General features: G+C 72.7%; 15 protein-coding genes and 1 tRNA gene. 9 read left to right on the top strand and 7 right to left on the bottom strand.

Annotated elements, in window-relative coordinates; genetic code table 11:
• Positions 1–302: 302 nt before the first annotated feature.
• The 4 genes from ACGFMP_RS22165 to ACGFMP_RS22150 form a co-directional block, all read right to left on the bottom strand.
• Positions 303–2,873, bottom strand: coding sequence for an ABC transporter permease (locus ACGFMP_RS22165; RefSeq protein ID WP_393674513.1), 2,571 nt, complete (start codon positions 2,871–2,873; stop codon positions 303–305).
• Positions 2,870–3,658 (bottom strand): ABC transporter ATP-binding protein, encoded by a 789-nt coding sequence (locus ACGFMP_RS22160; RefSeq protein WP_205046643.1) that lies wholly within the window; start codon positions 3,656–3,658, stop codon positions 2,870–2,872. Before ACGFMP_RS22160 ends, ACGFMP_RS22165 begins: the two co-directional genes overlap by 4 nt.
• 275 nt (positions 3,659–3,933) lie before the next feature.
• Entirely contained in the window at positions 3,934–4,437 is a 504-nt protein-coding gene (locus tag ACGFMP_RS22155; RefSeq protein WP_393674512.1) for an SUKH-3 domain-containing protein, read from the bottom strand.
• Positions 4,434–4,949 carry a YwqJ-related putative deaminase gene (locus tag ACGFMP_RS22150; protein WP_393674510.1) on the bottom strand — a complete coding sequence of 172 codons (516 nt, stop codon included), beginning with the start codon at positions 4,947–4,949 and terminating at the stop codon, positions 4,434–4,436. Before ACGFMP_RS22150 ends, ACGFMP_RS22155 begins: the two co-directional genes overlap by 4 nt.
• A gap of 366 nt (positions 4,950–5,315) precedes the next feature.
• On the opposite strand from ACGFMP_RS22150, the gene ACGFMP_RS22145 reads away from it, so the two are divergent.
• The 5 genes from ACGFMP_RS22145 (at position 5,316) to ACGFMP_RS22125 (ending at position 11,761) form a co-directional block, all read left to right on the top strand.
• Positions 5,316–6,041: a sensor domain-containing protein gene (locus ACGFMP_RS22145; protein ID WP_393674509.1), complete on the top strand. Its 726-nt coding sequence runs from the start codon at positions 5,316–5,318 to the stop codon at positions 6,039–6,041.
• A 159-nt stretch (positions 6,042–6,200) separates the two neighbouring features.
• Entirely contained in the window at positions 6,201–6,926 is a 726-nt protein-coding gene (locus tag ACGFMP_RS22140; RefSeq protein ID WP_393674508.1) for a hypothetical protein, read from the top strand.
• 141 nt (positions 6,927–7,067) lie between these two features.
• Positions 7,068–8,081: an SMI1/KNR4 family protein gene (locus ACGFMP_RS22135; protein WP_393674506.1), complete on the top strand. Its 1,014-nt coding sequence runs from the start codon at positions 7,068–7,070 to the stop codon at positions 8,079–8,081.
• Positions 8,082–8,088: 7 nt separating this feature from the next.
• Positions 8,089–10,665: an SUKH-4 family immunity protein gene (locus ACGFMP_RS22130; RefSeq protein ID WP_393674505.1), complete on the top strand. Its 2,577-nt coding sequence runs from the start codon at positions 8,089–8,091 to the stop codon at positions 10,663–10,665.
• A gap of 190 nt (positions 10,666–10,855) precedes the next feature.
• The gene (locus ACGFMP_RS22125) at positions 10,856–11,761 is read left to right on the top strand and encodes a cellulose-binding protein (protein ID WP_393674504.1); all 906 of its coding nucleotides are present in this window, start codon (positions 10,856–10,858) and stop codon (positions 11,759–11,761) included.
• A gap of 98 nt (positions 11,762–11,859) precedes the next feature.
• Here ACGFMP_RS22125 and ACGFMP_RS22120 read toward each other — a convergent pair whose 3' ends face one another.
• Positions 11,860–13,197 carry a sensor histidine kinase gene (locus ACGFMP_RS22120; RefSeq protein ID WP_393674503.1) on the bottom strand — a complete coding sequence of 446 codons (1,338 nt, stop codon included), beginning with the start codon at positions 13,195–13,197 and terminating at the stop codon, positions 11,860–11,862.
• A gap of 231 nt (positions 13,198–13,428) precedes the next feature.
• On the opposite strand from ACGFMP_RS22120, the gene ppc reads away from it, so the two are divergent.
• A complete protein-coding gene (gene ppc / locus ACGFMP_RS22115; protein ID WP_393674502.1) occupies positions 13,429–16,185 on the top strand; it encodes a phosphoenolpyruvate carboxylase in 2,757 nt (918 codons plus the stop codon).
• Between the two features lie 103 nt (positions 16,186–16,288).
• On the opposite strand, the gene ACGFMP_RS22110 is transcribed toward ppc, so the two are convergent.
• Both ACGFMP_RS22110 and ACGFMP_RS22105 read right to left on the bottom strand, forming a co-directional pair.
• Positions 16,289–16,891: a TetR family transcriptional regulator gene (locus ACGFMP_RS22110; RefSeq protein ID WP_393674649.1), complete on the bottom strand. Its 603-nt coding sequence runs from the start codon at positions 16,889–16,891 to the stop codon at positions 16,289–16,291.
• Between the two features lie 115 nt (positions 16,892–17,006).
• Positions 17,007–18,002: an acyl-CoA desaturase gene (locus ACGFMP_RS22105; protein WP_393674501.1), complete on the bottom strand. Its 996-nt coding sequence runs from the start codon at positions 18,000–18,002 to the stop codon at positions 17,007–17,009.
• 225 nt (positions 18,003–18,227) lie between these two features.
• Between ACGFMP_RS22105 and ACGFMP_RS22100 the strand changes: the two genes are divergently transcribed.
• The 3 genes from ACGFMP_RS22100 (at position 18,228) to ACGFMP_RS22090 (ending at position 21,025) form a co-directional block, all read left to right on the top strand.
• A tRNA-Gln gene (locus ACGFMP_RS22100) sits at positions 18,228–18,298 on the top strand.
• Positions 18,299–18,372: 74 nt separating this feature from the next.
• Positions 18,373–19,818 (top strand): bifunctional UDP-N-acetylglucosamine diphosphorylase/glucosamine-1-phosphate N-acetyltransferase GlmU, encoded by a 1,446-nt coding sequence (glmU, locus tag ACGFMP_RS22095; RefSeq protein ID WP_393674500.1) that lies wholly within the window; start codon positions 18,373–18,375, stop codon positions 19,816–19,818.
• Between the two features lie 229 nt (positions 19,819–20,047).
• Positions 20,048–21,025: a ribose-phosphate diphosphokinase gene (locus ACGFMP_RS22090; protein ID WP_393674499.1), complete on the top strand. Its 978-nt coding sequence runs from the start codon at positions 20,048–20,050 to the stop codon at positions 21,023–21,025.
• Positions 21,026–21,043: the final 18 nt, after the last annotated feature.

Genomic DNA, 21,043 nt, shown 5'->3' with positions numbered 1-21,043 from the left:
TCGCGTGCGGGGGCGCGGCCGCGGGGGCAACGCCAACCGCCCGACACGTGTCACGTGCCGGGGGTTCCCTTCAGCGTACGGCCTTCCCCCCGGGGTACGCCCCCGGACGGCCCTGTCCCGCCGTCCCCCGCGGGCGCCGCCGGGACGGGGGCAGCCGCCCGAGCGCCCGGGGGCGGCCGCCGGTGCCGCCCAGCCCCCGGGGGCAGCCCGTCCGTGCAACCGGCGGTGCGGGGGACAGCCGTCGGCCCCGGTACGCCGGGGGGAGGCGTGCCGGGGCCGGGGCCGGATGACGCTCGGGGGCGTCAGTCCGTGGCGATGGCGTTGAGGACGTTCATGCGCCCCGCCCTGAAGGCCGGCAGCAGGGCGGCGAGCAGGCCGACCACCGCCGAGCCGACGAAGACGGTCCCGATCGTCACCCACGGGACCTGGAGGATGCCCAGGCCCTGGGAGGCGAGCACCTTCTGCCCGGTGGCGCCCCAGCCGAGGCCGAGGCCCAGGCCCACCAGGGCGCCGAAGAGGGCGATGACCACCGACTCCAGCCGGATCATGCGGCGCAGCTGGCGCCGCGAGGTGCCGATGGCCCGCATGAGGCCGATCTCCCGGGTGCGCTCGACCACCGACAGCGCCAGGGTGTTCACCACACCCAGGATCGCGACGATGATCGCGAGGCCGAGCAGCGCGTAGATCATGTAGAGCAGCTGGTTGACCTGGCTCTGGATGAGGTCCTTGTAGTCGGCCTGGTCGCGGACGTCGATCTGCGGGTAGGCCTTGACGGAGGCCTTGAGCGAGGCGTAGGCCTCCTTCTCCTTGCCGTCCGCCGCCTTGGCGAACATCATGAAGTCGCCGGGCATCTTGTCCGCGGGCAGGTAGCTGCGGGCGGTGGCGATGTTGGTGAACATCGACCCGTGCTCGATGCTGGTGTCGTCGCTGGTGATCGCGGCGACCTTGAGGTGGGCGGGCCGGCCGCCGGTCATGAGGACGGTGAGCTCGTCGCCGAGCTTGACCTTGTGGTCCTTGGCGAAGCCCTCGGGCAGCGACATCGCGTCCTTGCCGTAGGCGTCGGTGAGCTTGCCCTGGAGGGTCTTGAGCCGCAGGTCCTGCGGGTAGGTCGGGTCCGCCGCGGTCAGATCGGTCTTGACCGTGCTGCCCGAGGGCAGCGTGAGCTTGGCGTTGACGATCGTGTAGTGGGTGAAGTGGTCGATGTCCTTCGTCGCGGTGAGCGCCTTCTCGGCGGCCGGGGTGAGGGTCTGGTCGCCGTTGTTGCCGACCTGGACGATGAAGTCCGCGCCGACCGACTTGTCGAGCTGGTCGTTGGCGGAGGCCACCATCGAAGAGCCGACCACCGACATGCCGGCCACCAGGGCCAGGCCGATCATCAGCGCGGAGGCGGTGGCGCCGGTGCGCCGCGGGTTCCGCAGCGCGTTGCGCTCGGCGAGGCGTCCCATGGGGCCGAAGAAGCGCAGCACCACCGCGCTCACCGCCCGAACGATCACACCGGCAAGCAGCGGGCCGACGATGACGAAGCCGACCAGGGTGAGCAGCACGCCCAGGCCCAGCAGGCCGCCGCCCGAGGAGGCCTTGTCGGCCTGTCCCGCGCCGACCAGGGCGAGCGCGCCGGCCGCGCAGACCAGGATGCCGATCGCGGCCCTGATCCGTCCCGCCCTGCCGTCGGCCGGGGTGCCGGCGTCGCGCAGCGCGGCCATCGGGGAGATCTTGCCCGCCCTGCGGGCCGGGATGTAGGCGGAGACCACGGTGACGATGACACCGATGGCCAGGCCGATGATCGGGGTGGTGGCCTTGATGGTGAGCTCGGAGGTGTCGAGCTTCATCCCGACCTTGCCCATCAGGTTCATCAGCCCGATGGCCAGGCCGATGCCGCCGCCGATGCCGAGCACCGAGCCGGTGACGCCGAGCAGCACCGCCTCGATGAGCACCGATCTGTTGACCTGCCGGCGGCTGGAGCCGAGTGCCCGCATCAGCCCGATCTCCCGGGTGCGCTGGGCGACCAGCATGGAGAAGGTGTTGACGATCAGGAAGATGCCGACCAGGACGGCGATCCCGGCGAAGCCGAGCATCGCGTACTTCATGAAGTTCAGGAAGCCGCCGAGGTCGTCCTGGTCCTTCTTCTTGGTCTCGGCCGCGGTGTCGATGGTGTAGCCGCTGCCGATGGCCGCCTTGACGTTCTGCTTGAGCTGGTCGTCGGTGGTGCCGGCGGCGGCGGTGAGGCCGAAGCCGGTGTATTCGGCAGCATTGCCGAGCAGTTTGGCCTGGGCGGTGGCGGTGTCGATGTAGACGACGGCCGCACCCGGGTTGGTGGTCTTGAAGGTCGCGATGCCGGAGATGGTGACCTTGAAGTCGCCGGGCGCCGCGATGACCCGCAGGGTGTCACCGATCTTCAGGTCGTGCTTCTTGGCGGTGTCGGCGTCGAGTACGGCCTGGTCCGCGCCCTGCGGGATGTGGCCGGAGGAGATCTCCACGGCCTTGGTCTCGGTCGGGTCCCAGTTGCTGACGATGGTCGGGGCGCCGGACGAGGGGCTGATCTTGTCGTTGTCCGCGTCGGCGACCGTGACGTCCTGGCTGGTGACGTCGGGGTCGGACTTGGCGACGCCGGCCACGTGCACCAGCTTCTGCTGGAGCGAGGCGGGGACCGCGTCGGGCATCCCGGTGGCCTGCCGGTCGTCGACCTTCTTGGCGCTGATGGTGACGTCGGAGGCGGTGGAGCCGAAGAGCTTGTCGAAGGTGGCGGTCATGGTGTCGGTGAACACCAGGGTGCCGCAGACGAACGCCACCGAGAGCAGCACGGCGATCGCCGAGAGGGCCATTCTGCCCTTGTGCGCGAAGAAGTTGCGCACCGAGGTCTTCAGGACGGTCATGAGGTCCTCCCGCGGCCGTCGAAGGACTTCATGCGCTCCAGGACGGACTCGGCCGTCGGGTTGGCCATCTCGTCGACGATCCGGCCGTCGGCGAGGTAGAGCACGCGGTCGGCGTACGAGGCGGCGACCGGGTCGTGGGTGACCATCACGATGGTCTGGCCGAGTTCGTCGACCGAGCGGCGCAGGAAGCCGAGGACCTCGGCGCCGGCCCGCGAGTCGAGGTTTCCCGTCGGCTCGTCACCGAAGATGATCTCGGGGCGGGCGGCCAGGGCGCGGGCGACGGCCACGCGCTGCTGCTGGCCGCCGGACAGCTGGGTCGGGCGGTGCTTGAGCCGGCCGGCAAGGCCGACGGTCTCCACCACCCGGTCGAACCAGTCGCGGTCGACCTTGCGGCCCGCGATGTCCATCGGCAGCGTGATGTTCTCCGCCGCGTTGAGGGTCGGGAGCAGGTTGAAGGACTGGAAGATGAAGCCGATCTTGTCCCGGCGCAGCTGGGTGAGCTTCTTGTCCTTCATGCCGGTGATCTCGCTGTCGCCGACCCAGATACGGCCCTCGGTGACCGTGTCGAGTCCGGCGAGGCAGTGCATGAGAGTGGACTTGCCCGAGCCGGAGGGGCCCATGATCGCGGTGAACCGCCCGCGGACGATGTCCACGTCGACCGCGTCCAGCGCGACCACGCGGGTCTCGCCGGCTCCGTACGACTTGGTCACCGAGCGGCCTGCAGCGGCAACAGCCGAACGTCCTCCGTTGCCCCCGGCCTTGGGAATCGTCACTGCCGTTGTCACTGTGTCTCCTGTGTCGTCGTGTGCGTCTCAGGTGGAGCGTTGATCGGTCTGCGGTACGTACATCAGCCTGCTGGAGTCCGCCGTGCCGCACGATGGGGAAGGTCTCCGTCTTGCTGGTGGGGGTAGCCCCACCCCGCCCTATGACCGTAGGGAACGCGTAAGGCGGGAACGTCATCCGCCGGTACGAACCTGGGGCGCCCCAAAGTAGGTGCCTCCCCCTAGGGGAACGGCGGGCGCGGGTCATACCGGGGTAAGGGTCGGGCCGTCCTGCCTGGTCAGTCGGCCGCGAGTGTGAGCCGTACGGTGCGGCCGCCGCCGATCAGCGCGGCCAGTGCCAGATCGATGTCGGGGCCGACGTACCAGTCCCCCGCGTGGTCGACGGCGTAGACCCGGCCCTCGGCGTCGATGGCCAGCAGGGCGCCGGAGCCGGGCTCCTCGCCGAGCGGGCTGACCTCGGTCTCCAGCGCCCTGCCGAGGTCGGCGAAGATCCGTGCCATGTGCAGGCCGAGCAGCGGGTCCACGGTGACCGCGCTGGGCACGACCAGCCGGCCGGGGCCGGAGGCCGCCGGGTAGGCGAGGCCGCCGAACTCGGCCCACGCCTCGATGGCGGCGGGGAAGACGGCGTGCCGGTGGCCGCCGGGTGTCACATGGCCGCGCAGCAGGTCGGCCCACTCCTCGGCCTGCTTGATGTCCCAGCGGCCGGGCTCCCAGCCGCCCGCCCGCAGCGCGGCGTCGACGCCGACGGGGAAACGCACACTGGCTGGCATCGGGGCGTTCATTCCCCTTCTGATTCGGCGGCCGGGTCGACCGCCCGCACCCCGAAGTGCGCGAGCAGCGGAGTGCAGGAGCGGCACGGCGGGGCGTACGAGCCGTGCGCCGGGTCGCCGTCCTCGCGTATCCGGCGGGCCGTCAGCTTCGCCCCGCGCAGCGCCTTGCGCGCCTCGCTCTGGGTCAGCGGGCGGCGCGAGGCCCGCTTGCCGCGCTGCGTCTCGACCGCGGCGAGATGGCGTGAAATGAGCACCGGCTCCGCGCACCGGCCGGTGAAGCGCTCGCGCTGGGCGGCGGGCAGCGCGTCGAGGAATTCCTGCACGATCGGGTGCAGGACGGGCGGCTGGTCGCCCTTGGCGCCGGTGCAGGTCAGGACCTCGTCACGGATGGACAGCGCGGCGGCGACCGCGGGCAGGATGCCGTCCCTGCGGTGCAGGAGCGGCGGCGGTCCCTCCCGGTGCCGGGGGGCGCTCCAGTTCAGCCTGGGGTCGGCGGCCGCCACCGGCGGAATGTGAGTTGTCATGTTTTACGTGCATCCCTCCGTCCGCCCGCAGGAGCGAGCGATCCCCCGTCTGCCGATCAGAGTGCCAAACACGCCACGAGATGGGGAAGCGGAACACCTCTCCGCGCCCATTGTGTGTGGGCCATGTCACCGTCGGGTGACCGAACGCCGACACAGCAGACACAGCGCGTACACGGCGAACACATGAACGCCACATCCCGGGGGCCGTCGGCGCGCCGGGAGCATGCCCCGGAGCGCGGGGAGCCGCACAGCCGGGGCACAGCGTCCGGCCCGGCATGGACGCGGAGCACCGCGGACAGGGAGGATCGGCAGTCGGCCCGCGCCCGCGGGTCCCCCCACACCGCCGAACCAGGGAATGTGACCTCGATGCACAAGACCCGGCTCCGTCTGGCCGCGGCCGCGCTGCCCGCGCTGCTGCTCGCCGCCGCCTGCTCGTCCTCCTCCGACTCCACGAAGGACCCGGACGGCTCCGCGACCGTACTGAGCGGCAAGGCACCGCTCACCACAGAGCAGCTCAGCAAGGCCCTGGTCACCGACTCCGACGTGCCCGGCTGGACGGTCCAGCCGTCGCAGACCGCCGACTCCTCCGACACCTCGCGGCTGACCGCCGACAAACCCGTCTGCCAGCCGCTCGCCGACATCACCAGCAGCAATCCGACGATCCACCGGATGGCGTTCATCGGCGCGGCCTTCGCCAAGACCACGGCGACCGGGGGCACCACCCCTGACGTGATCAACCAGATGCTGGTGGCCAGCCACGCGCCGGGCGACGCCAAGAAGGTCATCGAGTCGGTGAAGACCGCGCTCGCCGGCTGCACGGGCTTCACGGCCACCGACAACACGGGCGAGAAGACGCCGTTCACCATCTCCAAGGGCCCCGCGGTGCCGACGGGGGACGACTCGGTGGCGTACGTCATGAACGACGCCGCGGACAAGAAGACCGGTGCCGCGCTGGTGGCCGTCGTGCAGACCGGCGACACGGTGACCGCGTACCTGTCGGTGAAGTCCGCCGGCGGCGCGGGGCCGCTGCCCATCGATGTGGCGCGCAAGCAGAGCGACAAGCTCAAGGCGGCGCTCGCGGCACGGAAGTAGCCCCGGCCGCGGTCCGCACCGTGACCGTCCTGTGAGCAGCCCCACAGCGGAAAGGGCGGCCCTGTTGCCGTAAAGTCGCGCGGCAACGGGCCGCCGCCCGTGCGGACGCCGTCGCCCGTGGGACGCCGGGGACGGACACGACACAGGGGAATCGCATCGATGCCGATACGCGCAGACCATCGCCTACTGACCGGTAGGCGGGCCGTGGCCGCCGCCGCGCTGCTGCCCGCCCTCGCGCTCGCGACCGGTTGCGGTGGCGGCAAGGACAAGCCGGGGCCGGTCAAGGCGTCCGGTGCGGTGTCCATCGCCAAGCTGACGTCGGCGCTGCTGACCTCGACCGACCTGCCGCACGTCCAGGTGCTGCCGGCCGGCAGCAAGGAGCAGCTGCTCGGTGCCGCGCAGAAGGCCGACGTGGCGGCGTGCCAGCCGGTGCTCGACCAGTGGAGCAGCCAGCCCAGGCACCCGCGGCAGGTCTACACCGGCGCGATGGTCACCGACACCACGGACAAGGACAAGAACGCCAAGGCCATCTCACTGTCCGTCATCGCGTCCTACAAGACGGGCGACGCGACCGCGGTGCTGGACGAGCTCGCCACGTCGGTGGCCGCCTGCCGCAGTTTCGGCGTGGTGCGCGGCGGTGTCACCACCCACTTCGAGGTGCGGCCCGCGACCACCGCGGCCGGGCTCGGCGACCAGCAGGTCACCTACACGATCGGCGACACCGCCAAGGGTGCGGCGGGCCAGGTGCTCGTCACGGTGGTCAGGGCGGGCGACGCGACGGCGGCCTACGAGACCGTGCGCGCCGACCACAAGCCGGCCTCCCTGCGCCGCACGATCCCGGTCAAGCAGGTCGCGAAACTCCGCACCGCCGCCAAGGGCGACTGACGCCCGTCCGGCCCCCGCCGGCACCGCGGGGGACCACCCGGCCACCGGCGGCGCAAACTGCCGGTCAGCGCACCTGCGACAGGCCAGGACGACAGGCCCTAGGCTGTCGTCATCACCCGTACGCACCAGGGGGCAGCAGTCATGACGACAGGTCGGCAAGGGCTGGGAGCAGCGCCTCCCGACCCCGGAGCGGGGGGTCGGACCGCGCCGCCGAACGCGGCCTACGCCGGGCAGGTCGTGCACTTCCCCGACCCGCTACGGGCCGGCCGGTATCCGCAGGGGGTGTGGATCGACGACGAGGGGCACCCCGACTTCTCGCCCTACGCCCGCGCCGCGGCCGAGATAGCCGAGCCCCCCGAGGGCTTCGGCATCGACGAACTGCGGCTGACCGACTACGTCTCGGCCAACGCCGCGCTGCACACCGCGGGCCACGAGCTGTGGGGCAGCCTGCCCCCGGTCGCCACCCCGCACGGCTGGACCTGGCACCACGTGGCCGGCAGCCGCCGGCTCGAATTGATCCCGGCCGAGGTCAAGGCGCTGCTGCGGCACCACGGCGGGCTCGCGGAGTCGGTCGCCGACCACGGCAAGCGCGGCACCCGCCCGCTCCAGGAGACCCGGCCGGTGCACTTCGCGCTGCCGAAGGACGCGGTGGCGGTCAGCGAGGCGCAGGTGCGGGACGTCGAGGAGGAGTTGGGCTACCGGCTGCCGGGTTCCTACCGGGCCTTCCTCAAGGCTGCGGGCGGCTGCGCGCCGCGCGGGGTCGCGCTCGACCCGGAGCTGGGGCTGCTGCTCGACCAGCCGTTCTTCACCGTCCGCGACGCCGCGGCCGCCAACGACCTGGTCTACGTCAACAAGTGCCTGCGCGACCACCTCACCAAGGACTACCTGGCGATCGGCTACATCCAGGGCGGCCTGCTCGCGGTGAAGGCGAAGGGCGGCGACGCGGGTTCCGTGTGGTTCTGCTCCTACGACGACGCCCGCGACGGCGACCGCTGGGACACCCCGGCCGACCGGGTCGCGGAACTGCTGCTGCCGTGCGGCGACTCGATCGACGCCTTCCTGCTGCGCCTCGCGGGCAACCCGCCGGAGCTGGAGACGGTCGCGAACCTGATGGTCGACGGCGGTTTCGCCACCGCCACCGCGGTGGAGGAGTGAGCCGGACATGGTGACTTTCGCTCAGGCGCAGGAGCGCGCGGAGCACTGGATCAACGGCGACGTGCCGCCCTACGAGCACCGGGAGGTCCGGGTCCGCGAGTTCGACCTCGGCTTCGTGCTCTGGTCGGAGCCGCGTGACGGCGGCCCCTCCGCGGACGACGGCGGCGACGTGCGGGTGGTCATCGCCCGCGACAGCGGGGACGCGACCTTGTGGCCCGCCCTGCCCATCGGCGAGTTGATCCGCCGCTACGAGGAGGAGTACGGCGCCGTGCCGAACGACGCGGCGCCGGAGCCGCCGCAGCGCATCGACCTGGAGGCGACGTCCTTCCTGCTGAGCCCGCCGCAGTGGCTCCAGGACGCGGCCGACCGCATGGGCATCCCCGACCACCGGCAGGCAGCGGGCGGCGCCGGCACGGGGACGCCGTCCGGCGACTCCTCCGGCCGGATCGACTACCGCAGGCCCGCCGCCGACCAGAGCACGCCCCGGGAGCCGGAGCGGCAGCGGCCCGCAGCCGCGTCCGAGGGGTCGGGCGGCGTGGACTACACGCGGCGCCCCGCCGCCGTGCCCGCGCAGGACGGCCCGCAGGACGGCGGGAGTTGGGCGGGCAAGACGGTCAGCGACTCGGGCGAGGCCCAGTCGGTGCCGGTCCCCGCGACCGTCTTCGCGCCGCCGATCAGCGGCGCGGACCTGGCGGACGAGCCGCCGCGGCCCGAGTCCTCCGAGGCGCGCACCAAGCTGCTGCCCGGCGGCAGCGGGCTGCCCGAGCCTTCGGTCACGCCGGCCCCGCCACCGCCGGCGCGCGGCGGGGTGCCGCACACCGTGGGCGGCTCCGAATATCCCCCGCCGAGCGGACCCGGCGTGCCCCTGCCCCCGCCGGCCGCCGCGGGTGGCGCGGGCCGTGCCCCGAGCAGCGCCGCGGACATCGCGGGCCTGGAGACGGCGAAGGCCGTCCGTGGCAGCGTGCCGCCGCCTCCGCCGCCGCACGCGGGCGGTACGCCCCCGCCGCCTCCGCCGTACGCGGGTACGGCCACGCCTCCCCCGCCGCCCTACGCCGGAGGCCCCGGCACCCCCCAGCCCCCGGCAGGCAACGACCCGCACTACGCCGCCACCATGCTCGCGGGACCCGGCATCGGCACGCCTCCGCCGCCGCACGCGGGCGGTACGCCCCCGCCGCCTCCGCCGTACGCGGGTACGGGCACGCCCCCGCCGCCGCCCTACGCCGGAGGCCCCGGCACCCCCCAGCCCCCCACGGGCAACGACCCGCACTACGCCGCCACCATGCTCGCGGGACCCGGCACCCCGCCGCCCGCCCCGTATCCGGGAGGGCCCGGGGCACCCGGCGCCGGCGGACCGCCGCCCCCGCCGTACCCGGGCGGCCCCGGGGCGCCCCAGCCGCCCGCCGGGAACGACCCGCACTACGCGGCCACCATGCTCGCCGGACCCGGCACCCCGCCGCCCGCGGCCGGCGGCCCGCCGCCGCCAGGGCCCTTCGCAGGGGCCCAGGGCGCCATGCCCCCGCCGCCGCCGTACGCGGGCGGGCCCGCCGCGCCGCCGCCCGCGCCCGCTTACGGCTATCCGCAGCCGCCGGCCGGTGTGCCGACCGTGGGGCCCGGCTACATGGCGGTCCTGCGCTACCGCGGCCAGGACGGCAGCGAGCAGCAGATCATCCGCCGCTCGGCGCCCGGCACCCCGCACCCCGAGTGGCAGATCCTGCACGAGTTGCGGTCGGCGGGAGTGCGCCCGGAGCAGGTGCTCGAACTGCACACGGAGCTGGAGTCCTGCGACCTGCCGGGCGGTTACTGCACCCGGATGATCAAGGAGACCTGGCCGCAGGTGCGGATCAGCCACACCGCCCCCTACGGCAGGGACCACGCCGGCCGCCGGCAGGGCGTGCAGCACCTGCTGACGCACCAGGGCGAACTGCACCAGGTGGCGGGCGCCCCCGCCCGCCCGCAGCCGCAGCGGGTGCCGATGCCCGACCCGCACACGGTGCTCCGGGTGCCCCCGGTCGGGCTCGACGTGATCGGGCAGGAGCTGGCGGGCGCCTTCGGGCCGCCCGGGGTCTTCCGCTTCGACCAGCGGGCCGTCTCGCGGCAGGGGGTGCCCGACATCGTGGCGCAGACCCTGATGTGGGCGGGCCTGCCGGTGGACTTCGGGCCGTTCTTCTGGGCGCAGGCCCAGCCGGGCCAGCCGGTGCCGACGCTCGCGGAGCTGGCCGCCTCGCGCGGGGTGCAGCCGGCCGCGGACGCGGGTTCGTATCTGGTGATGGGCAACGACTTCGGGCGCCAGCTGTGCGTGCAGTACGGCACCGCGCACATCGTGGCGCTGCCGCTGGAGGGCGGACCCGCGGGTTCGCCGCCCGCGGCGCCGCAGTTCGTGAACTCCAGCCTGCCCGAGTTCGCCCGCAGCCTTGCGCTGCTCGGCCGGATGTGGCGGCTGCGGATCGGGCTCACGCCCGAGCAGGCGGGTCACTGGACGGTGGACTTCCAGGCGCAGCTGGCCGCGCAGGACCCGGCGGCGATCGCGTCGCCCGACAACTGGTGGTCGGTGCTGATCGAGCAGATGTGGGACGGGCTGCTGTAGCGGCCGCAGGGCGCCGGCTGAGGGCCGGGCGGAAGGGTGCGCACCCTTCCGCCCGGCCCTCCGGCGTTTTCCGGGTAGGAGAGCAGTCGGAGTGTCGTAGCTCGTACAATTCGGTCATAAGCCATAAATGGATACGAAGGAACGGCGAGAGGCAGCAGCGGTAGGCCGGCGCGGTAAAAGGGGCAGACGGATGAGCAGCAACACGACCGCATCGTCAACAGGCTTCGACCAGACGCGCGGGCGCGCCCAGGGCTACCGCCCGGAACAGGTCGACCGCTTCCTCGAAGAGCTCTCGGAGGACCGCGACGCCGCCTGGGAGCGCGCCGCCCGGCTGACCGTCCTCGCCAACGACATGGAGGCGGAGTGCGCCGCCCTGCGCGAGCAGGTCGCCACGCTCGCCCCCGCGACCTTCGAGACGCTCGGGCCGGGCGCCCAGGAGCTGATGCAGCTGGTCGAGGAGGAGGCCGCGGCGGTGCGGGAGCGCGCCGAGGTCGAGGCGCAGTACGCGAGGGACGCCGCCGAGACCGCCCGCCGCACCCTCCAGGACGAGGCCAGGGCCGCCGCCTCGGAACGGCTGGCCGCCGCGGAGGACCAGGCGGAGCGGATGCTCGACGAGGCCTGCGGCCGGGCCGCCGAGGTCCTCGGGCAGGCCCGCGCCGAGGCAGACGGCGTACGCGGCGAGGCGGACAGGGCCCTCGACGCCATGCGGCAGGACGCCGACCGCGGTGCCGCCGAGGCCGACCGGGAGCGGCAGGAGCGCCTCGACGCCCTCAGACACGAACTCGCCGAGCGCGACGCGGGCATCGACAGCCGCATCGCCGACCTGCTGGCCGACGCGGAGCGCCGACTGGACGCGGCGCAGAAGGAGCGGGCCGCGGCCGAGGAGGCGCTGCGCACCCAGCAGGAGGAGGCCGAGCGGCGGGCTTCCGCGATGCTCGGGGAGGCACGGCTGCACGAGGAGCGGGTCAGGCGCGAGAGCGAGCGGGCGCTGCGCGCGCACGAGGAGCACCGCGACGAGATCCGCGCGCACCTCGCGCACGTCAGGGCGACCCTCGCCACCCTCACCGGGCGCGGCGCCCCGCCGGCCGAGGACTGACCCCGGCTCCGGCCCCACCGGGCGCCCGTGATCCCCGTGCTGCGACCGCCCGGTGCGTGCCCACCGGCGGGTTGCGCCTGCGCGCGGCCCGGCCGCCGTCAGTTGCCGCGCAGCGGGACCATGGCCGAGACGCGGAAGCCGCCGTCCGCGGTCGGTCCCGCCGCGAAGCCGCCGCCGTGCGCGGTGACCCGCTCCCTCATGCCGAGCAGCCCGTGGCCGCCGCTGGGCAGGACGGCCTGCGCGGAGCCGTCGGAAGGGCCGTTGGTGATCAGGACCGCCACCTCCGCCTCGCGGTAGGCCAGCCGGACGATCGCCTTGGCCCCCGCCGCGTGCTTGTGCACATTGGTGAGCGCCTCCTGCACGACGCGGTAGACGGTGGCCTCGATCCGCGGCCCGCACGGGCGCTGCGCGCCCTCGACGGTCAGCACGACGCCCATCCCCGCGGCCTGCGACTCCTCGACGAGGGCGGCGAGCCGGGCGAGGCTGGGGCCTTCCGCGTCGGGCTCCTGCCGTATCTCCCCCCGCACGGTGTCGGTCCGTACCGCGGCAACCGGCGCCGGGGCCGCGGCCGTCCGCAGCACACCGAGCATCTGGCGCAGCTCCGTGAGCGCCTGCCGCCCCATGTCGCCCAGCATCTCCGCGCTGGCCGACGCCTTCTGCGGGTCCTTCAGCGCGACCGCCTTGAGCGCCGCTGCGTGCACCACCATCAGGCTCACCCGGTGCGCGACGACGTCGTGCATGTCGCGGGCGATCCTGGTGCGCTCCTCGGCCCTGGCACGCTCGGCGCGCTCCGCGGCCTTCTCCGCGAGGAGTTCCAGCTCGCGCTCCAGGCCGTCGGCCCGCTCCCGCAGGCTCTCCACCAGGCGGCGCCTGGCGCGTACGTAGAGGCCGAGCAGCACCGGTGGACCGGTCAGGCCGAGCGCCATCAGGGCCGCGATGATCAAGGTCAGCGGCATCCGCATGGAGCCGTCGCCGTCGGAGCCGCGCAGGTTGTCCTGGAACTGGAGGAAGGCGACCAGCATGGTGCCGAAGCCGTTCATCCCAGCGAGCGCGGCGGTGATCCGGCGCGGCACCTCCGACGATGCCAGCGTGTAGAGGCCGACGAGCGACAGCAGGAAGCCCATCTGCGCCGGCGTCATGGCGATGCTGACCAGCACCACGGCGACCGGCCAGCGCCGGCGCAGCACCAGGACGGAGCCGACGAGCACGCCGAGCAGCGCCCCCGCGCCGGTGACGATGCCGGTGCGGTCGGCGAAGGTGGCGCCCTCGAAGGCGCACTCGATCGCGGAGACCGCGGCCAGCGTCACGTCCAGGACGAAACTGCGCCGCCTGCGCCACCACCACCAGCCGGAGCGGGGCGGCCCGACCGCTTCCGTGCCGGCCGCCGCACCTCCTCCGGCGCCGTCGTCCGGTACGTGCGCCCCCGTCGTACTCATGGCGTCCAGCGTAGGCGGTGCCCGTGCCGGTGTACCGGGCGCATACCGGCCGGGCACCCGAGCGTCACCGGCAGGTCGCCGGGCGTCCATCCGGGCGGCGGCCGAGGCGGGTGCGATGTCCGCCAGATGGGCTGGCCGTCTCGCCGGAGGGGCCGCGACTTATCCTGGGACGGCCGGACAGCGCGGTCCGCGAGTACGCCGTCCACTTCCCCTGCACAAGGAGCCGCACCTGTGAGCAGCGCCGACACCGCCCCGGACAGCAGTACCGCCAGCAGTACCGCCCTGCGTGCCGACATCCGACGCCTGGGAGAGCTGCTCGGCGGCACCCTGGTGCGGCAGGAGGGCCAGGACCTGCTCGACCTGGTCGAGAAGGTCCGCGCACTGACGCGCAGCGACGGCGAGGCCGCCGCCGCCCTGCTCGGCGACACCGACCTGGAGACCGCAGCCAAGCTGGTCCGCGCCTTCTCCACCTACTTCCACCTGGCGAACGTCACCGAGCAGGTGCACCGCGGTCGCGAGCTGCGCTCCCGCCGCGCCGTCGAGGGCGGGCTGCTCGCCCAGACCGCCGACCTGCTCAAGGAGGGCGACCCCGACCACGTACGCGAGTCGGTCCGCAACCTCAACGTGCGGCCGGTCTTCACCGCGCACCCCACGGAGGCGGCCCGCCGCTCCGTGCTGAACAAGCTGCGGCGGATCGCCGAGCTGCTGGAGGACGGGCACGACACCGGCGAGGGCAGCACCGGTGACCGGCGGCGCGCCGACCTGCGGCTGGCGGAGAACATCGACCTGCTGTGGCAGACCGACGAGCTGCGGGTGGTGCGCCCGGAACCGGCGGACGAGGCACGCAACGCGATCTACTACCTGGACGAGCTGCACGCCGGCGCGGTCGGCGACGTCCTGGAGGACCTGGCCGCCGAGCTGGAGCGGGTCGGCGTGCCGCTGCCCGCCACCACCCGCCCGCTGACCTTCGGCACCTGGATCGGCGGCGACCGGGACGGCAATCCCAACGTGACGCCCGAGGTCACCTGGGACGTGCTGATCCTCCAGCACGAGCACGGCATCACCGACGCGCTGGAGCTGGTCGACTTCCTGCGCGGCGCACTGTCCAACTCGATCCGCAACTCCGGCGCGAGCAGCGAACTGCTCGACTCGCTCGCCACCGACCTGGTGGCGCTGCCCGAGATCAGCCCGCGCTACAAGCGGCTCAACGCCGAGGAGCCCTACCGGCTCAAGGCCACCTGCATCCGGCAGAAGCTGATCAACACCCGGGAGCGGCTGGCCGGCGGCACCCCGCACATCCCGGGCCGCGACTACCTGGGCACCGCGGGGCTGCTCGACGACCTCCAGCAGATCCAGGACTCGCTGCGCGCCCACCGCGGCGGCCTGATCGCCGACGGCCGGATGGACCGGACGATCCGCACCCTGTCGGCCTTCGGCCTCCAGCTGGCGACGATGGACGTGCGCGAGCACGCCGAGGCCCACCACCACGCGCTCGGCCAGCTCTTCGACCGGCTCGGCGAGGAGTCCTGGCGGTACTCCGACATGCCGCGCGACTACCGCCGCAAGCTGCTCGCCAAGGAGCTGCGCTCGCGGCGCCCGCTGGCACCGACCCCGGCGCCACTGGACGAGGCGGGCGCCAAGACGCTGGGCGTCTTCCACACCATCAGCGAGGCCTTCGAGCGGTTCGGCCCCGAGGTCGTGGAGTCGTACATCATCTCGATGTGCCTGGGCTCCGACGACGTCTTCGCCGCCGCCGTGCTCGCCCGCGAGGCGGGCCTGATCGACCTGCACACCGGCGTGGCCAAGATCGGCATCGTGCCGCTGCTTGAGACCACGGACGAGCTCAAGATCGCCGACAAGCTGCTGGACGAGATGCTGTCCGACCCGTCCTACCGGCGGCTGGTGTCGCTGCGCGGGGACGTGCAGGAGGTGATGCTCGGCTACTCCGACTCGTCGAAGTTCGGCGGCATCACCACCTCGCAGTGGGAGATCCACCGGGCCCAGCGCCGGCTGCGCGACGTGGCGCACCGGCACGGGGTGCGGCTGCGGCTCTTCCACGGCCGCGGCGGCACCGTCGGCCGCGGCGGCGGCCCCTCGCACACCGCGATCCTCGCCCAGCCCTGGGGCACCCTGGAGGGTGAGATCAAGGTGACCGAGCAGGGCGAGGTCATCTCCGACAAGTACCTGATCCCCTCGCTCGCCCGGGAGAACCTGGAGCTGACGGTCGCCGCCACGCTGCAGGCGTCCGCCCTGCACACCGCACCCCGCCAGTCGGACGAGGCGCTGGCGCGCTGGGACGGGGCGATGGACATCGTCTCCGAGGCCGCCCACGACGCCTACCGCAAGCTGGTCGAGGACCCCGACCTGCCGCCGTACTTCTTCGCGTCCACCCCCGTCGACCAGCTCGGCGAGCTGCACCTGGGCTCCCGCCCGTCCCGCCGCCCGGACTCCGGCGCGGGCCTCGACGGGCTGCGGGCCATCCCGTGGGTCTTCGGCTGGACGCAGTCCCGGCAGATCGTCCCCGGCTGGTTCGGTGTCGGCTCGGGCCTGAAGGCCGCGCGCGAGGCCGGGCTCGACACGGTCCTGGAGGAGGCGCACGGCCAGTGGCACTTCTTCCGCAACTTCCTGTCCAACGTCGAGATGACGCTGGCCAAGACCGACCTGCGGATCGCCCGGCACTACGTCGAGACCCTGGTGCCCGACGAGCTCCAGCACGTCTTCGAGACGATCGAGGCCGAGCACGAGCTGACCGTGCGTGAGGTGCTGCGCCTGACCGGCGAGTCGGAGCTGCTGGCCGCGAGCCCGGTGCTCGCGCAGACCTTCCACATCCGCGACCAGTACCTCGACCCGATCTCCTACCTCCAGGTCACCCTGCTGGCCCGGCAGCGGGAGGCCGCGGCCCGCGGCGACGAGCCCGACCCGCTGCTCGCACGCGCGCTGCTGCTGACCGTCAACGGCGTCGCGGCGGGCCTGCGCAACACCGGCTGACCGCGACACCGGCTGACCCGCGACACCGGCTCACCCGGGTGACCGGCAGTGACACCTCCGCCCCCGGGCCCGCCAGGGCCCGGGGGCGGAGGTGTGAGCGGGGTCAGTTCTTGCGGTGGCCGATCAGCCGGGGCCTGGGCTCCAGGCCGGACAGGCCGTTCCAGGAGAGGTTGACCAGGTGCGCGGCGACCTCGGACTTCCTGGGGCGCTGGGCGTCGACCCACCACTGCCCGGTGAGGGCGACCATGCCGACCAGGGCCTGTGCGTAGAGCGGCGCGAGTTTGGGGTCGAAGCCGCGTTGTTTGAACTCGTGGCCGAGGATGTCCTCCACCTGGGTGGCGATGTCGCCGATGAGCGAGGCGAAGGTGCCGGTGGACTGGGTGACCGGGGAGTCGCGGACCAGGATGCGGAAGCCGTCGGTGTACTGCTCGATGTAGTCGAGCAGGGCGAAGGCGGCCTGCTCGAGGAGTTCGCGGGGGTGGCCGCCGGTGAGCGCACCGGTCACCATGTCCAGCAGCCGGCGCATCTCCCGGTCGACGACGACGGCGTAGAGCCCTTCCTTGCCGCCGAAGTGCTCGTAGACCACCGGTTTGGAGACGCCCGCCTTGTGGGCGATCTCCTCGACCGAGGTGCCTTCGAAGCCTCGTTCGGCGAACAGGGTCCGCCCGATGTCGAGGAGCTGCTCGCGTCGTTCCTTGCCGGTCATCCGGACCCGCCGCGTCCGGCGCGCGGTGGGTCCCGAGGAAGCCCGGGAGGGGGGGTCGGTGTCGGGGGTGGGGGTCGTCGTCGCCCTGTCGTCTCTGCCGTCGCTCACTGCCCCATCATGCCGCTTCGCTGACGTCTTCCTGACGGCGGGAGGCGATCCGCTCGGCGGTCGGCCAGCGGACGTCGGTGGCCCAGCCCGCGAGCTCGAACCAGCGGATGATGCGGGCGCTCGAGTCGATCTGGCCGCGCAGCACGCCGTGCCGCGCGCAGGTGGGGTCGGCGTGGTGGAGGTTGTGCCACGACTCGCCGCAGGACAGCACCGCCAGCCACCACACGTTGCCCGAGCGGTCCCGCGATTTGAAGGGGCGCTTGCCGACCGCGTGGCAGATGGAGTTGATCGACCAGGTCACGTGGTGCAGCAGAGCCACCCGAACGAGCGACCCCCAGAAGAAGGCGGTGAACGCTCCGTACCACGACATGGTGGCCAGGCCGCCGACCAGCGGCGGCAGCAGCAGCGAGATCGCGGTCCACAGCCAGAAGTCGCGGGAGATCCGGCGGATCGCCGGGTCCCTGATCAGGTCGGGCGCGTACTTCTGCTGCGGGGTCTGCTCCTCGTCGAAGAGCCAGCCCATGTGCGCCCACCACAGGCCCTTCATCAGCGCGGGCAGCGTCTCGCCGTAGCGCCACGGGCTGTGCGGGTCGCCCTCGGCGTCGCTGAACTTGTGGTGCCTGCGGTGGTCGGCCACCCAGCGCACGATCGGGCCCTCGACCGCCATCGAGCCCGCGATGGCCAGCGCGATCTTCAGGGGCCTGTTGGCCTTGAACGAGCCGTGGGTGAAGTGCCGGTGGAAGCCGATGGTGATGCCGTGGCACCCCAGGTAGTACATGCCCACCATCAGGCCGGCGTCGAGCCAGCTCATGCCGCGCCCCCAGGCCAGCGGCACCGCGGCGGCCAGCGCCACGAAGGGGATGCAGATGAAGAGCAGCAGCGCGATCTGCTCGATCGAGCGCTTGCTCTCGCCGCCGCGGGTGGCGAGTGACTGCGGGTCCTGTCCTGGAGTCCCGGGATCCGGTTCCCGGGACTCGGTGATCACGTCCGTCTGTGTGGTCATGTCTGTCCCTCGCGGATGTGGAAGTGGGGGGCTGTTATCTGGGGTTACGTCCGTAACCTACGCCGCCGTAAGTATTGCAGCGCTGCATGGCGGACGACAGGACCGTGTCCGGCGCCCGACGATCGACTCCTACCCGGTTCTCCGTCGCGTCCACCCCGCCCGGTACGGCATGATGGGAGCGGCCGACCGGTCTTCCCGACGCGACGTGGGGAAAGGCCGAGTTGATCCGCCGTGGTGTAATGGCAGCACTGGGGCTTTTGGTGCCTTAAGTCCGGGTTCGAATCCTGGCGGCGGAGCAGTACGTGGGCGTATCGGGGAAGGCCTCGGTATCCTGCGGGAGTCCTGCACTCGAAGCCCAGGAGTCCCCCCTGTGAGCCCCACACGCCCGGCTGCCGTCGTCGTCCTCGCCGCGGGTGAGGGCACACGCATGAAGTCGGCCACCCCGAAGGTCCTGCACCCGATCTGCGGCCGTTCGCTGCTCGGCCATGTGGTCGCCGCCGCCCGCGAGCTGGACCCGGAACAGCTGGTCGTGGTCGTCGGACACGGGCGCGAGCAGGTCACGGAGCACCTGTCCGCGGCCGACCCCGCCGCCCTGACCGCCGTGCAGGACGAGCAGAACGGCACCGGCCACGCGGTCCGCGTGGGCCTGGAGGAGCTGGCCCGGCAGGGCGTCACCCCCGACGGCACCGTCGTGGTGACCTACGGCGACACCCCGCTGCTGACCGCGGCCACCCTGGCGACGCTGGTCTCCGCGCACCAGGCCGACGGCAACGCGGTGACGGTGCTGACCGCGAAGGTCCCCGACCCGACCGGCTACGGGCGCATCGTGCGCGACCTGACCGACGGCCAGGTCACCGCGATCGTCGAGCAGAAGGACGCCTCGCCCGACCAGCAGGCCATCGACGAGATCAACTCCGGGGTCTACGCCTACGACGCCGCCCTGCTGGCCGAGGCGCTGACCAAGGTCACCACGGACAACTCGCAGGCCGAGGAGTACCTGACGGACACCCTGGCGATCCTGCGCGGGGCCGGTCACCGGGTCGGCGCGTACGCGGCAGCCGACCACCGGGAGATCGCCGGGGTGAACAATCGGGTGCAGCTGGCCGAGGCCCGCCGGGTCTTCAACGACCGGCTGCTGCGGCGCGCCATGCTGGACGGCGCCACCATCGTCGACCCCGCCTCCACCTGGCTGGACGCCGACGTGGTGCTGGAGCCGGACGCCCTGATCCACCCCAACACCCAGCTGCTGGGCAGCACCAGGGTGGCCGAGGGCGCCGAGGTCGGCCCGAACTGCACGCTCACCGACACGGTGGTCGGCGCGGGCGCCCGGGTGTCGAACACGGTGGCCCAGGAGGCGGAGATCGGCCCCGAGGCCAACGTCGGCCCGTACGCCTACCTGCGGCCCGGTGCCAGGCTCGGCCGCGGCGCCAAGGCCGGGACGTACGTGGAGATGAAGAACGCCTCGATCGGCGCCGGAACCAAGGTGCCGCACCTGAGCTATGTGGGTGACGCGACCATCGGCGAGCACACCAACATCGGCGCGGCCAGCGTCTTCGTCAACTACGACGGCGAGGCCAAGCACCACACCACGATCGGCAGCTTCTGCAAGACCGGCTCCGACAACATGTTCGTCGCCCCCGTGGTGGTCGGCGACGGCGCCTACACCGCGGCCGGCTCGGTGATCACCAAGGACGTGCCGGCCGGTTCGCTGGCGGTGGCCCGCGGGCAGCAGCGCAACATCGAGGGCTGGGTCGCCCGCAAGCGCCCGGGCAGCGCCGCCGCGCAGGCCGCGGAGCGCGCCAAGCTCGACGATTGACCGGTGGCCGGGGGTGGCGCGGCTCGTCTTCGAAAGGCTGAGCCGCGCCCTTCCGACGGTGCCGCACGCGTCTTCGAAAGGGTGAGTGAGGGCCGTCTCATCGGCCTCTCCGAGGTGCACAGATGCGCCGGAGGGGGCGTACCGTGTGGGTTGCACACAATTCCGCCAGCACGCCTTCTTCGGGGCGTCGCTGTGTCGAACACCAGTCGAACACCAAGGAGACGGTGCAGTGACCGGGATCAAGACGACCGGTGAGAAGAAGTTGATGCTCTTCTCCGGCCGCGCCCACCCCGATCTGGCGGAGGCGGTGGCACGGGAACTCGGAGTCGAGCTGGTGCCGACCAAGGCTTTCGACTTCGCCAACGGCGAGATCTACGTGCGGTTCCAGGAGTCGGCGCGCGGCGCCGACTGCTTTTTGATCCAGAGCCACACCCGCCCCATCAACCAGTGGATCATGGAACAGCTGATCATGCTGGACGCCCTGAAGAGGGCCTCGGCGCGCAGCATCACCGTGATCGTCCCCTTCTACGGCTACGCCCGGCAGGACAAGAAGCACCGCGGCCGCGAGCCGATCTCGGCCCGGCTGATCGCCGACCTGTTCAAGACCGCGGGCGCCGACCGCATCCTGACCGTCGACCTGCACACGGACCAGATCCAGGGCTTCTTCGACGGCCCCGTCGACCACCTGTTCGCGCTGCCGATCCTGGCGGACTACGTCGGCTCCAAGGTCGACCGCAACAAGCTCACCGTCGTCTCGCCCGACGCCGGCCGGGTCAGGGTCGCCGACCGCTGGTGCGACCGGCTCGGCGCGCCGCTGGCCATCGTGCACAAGCGCCGCGACCCGGATGTCGCCAACCAGGTGAAGGTCCACGAGGTCGTCGGCGACGTCAAGGGCCGGGTCTGCGTCCTGGTCGACGACATGATCGACACCGGCGGCACGATCTGCGCCGCCGCCGACGCGCTGTTCGCCAACGGGGCCGAGGACGTCATCGTCACCGCCACGCACGGCGTGCTGTCGGGGCCCGCCGCGGACCGGCTGAAGAACTCCAGGGTCAGCGAGTTCATCCTGACGGACACGCTGCCCACCCCCAACGAGCTGAACCTCGACAAGATCACCGTGCTGTCGATGGCGCCGACCATCGCCAACGCCGTGCGCGAGGTCTTCGAGGACGGCTCGGTGACCAGCCTGTTCGAGGACTCGCACTGACGTCGCAAGCGGGCCGCG

This window comes from Streptomyces sp. NPDC049040, from assembly GCF_043197715.1.
Lineage (GTDB): Bacteria > Actinomycetota > Actinomycetes > Streptomycetales > Streptomycetaceae > Actinacidiphila.
This window is presented reverse-complemented; position numbering and strand designations above follow the sequence as displayed.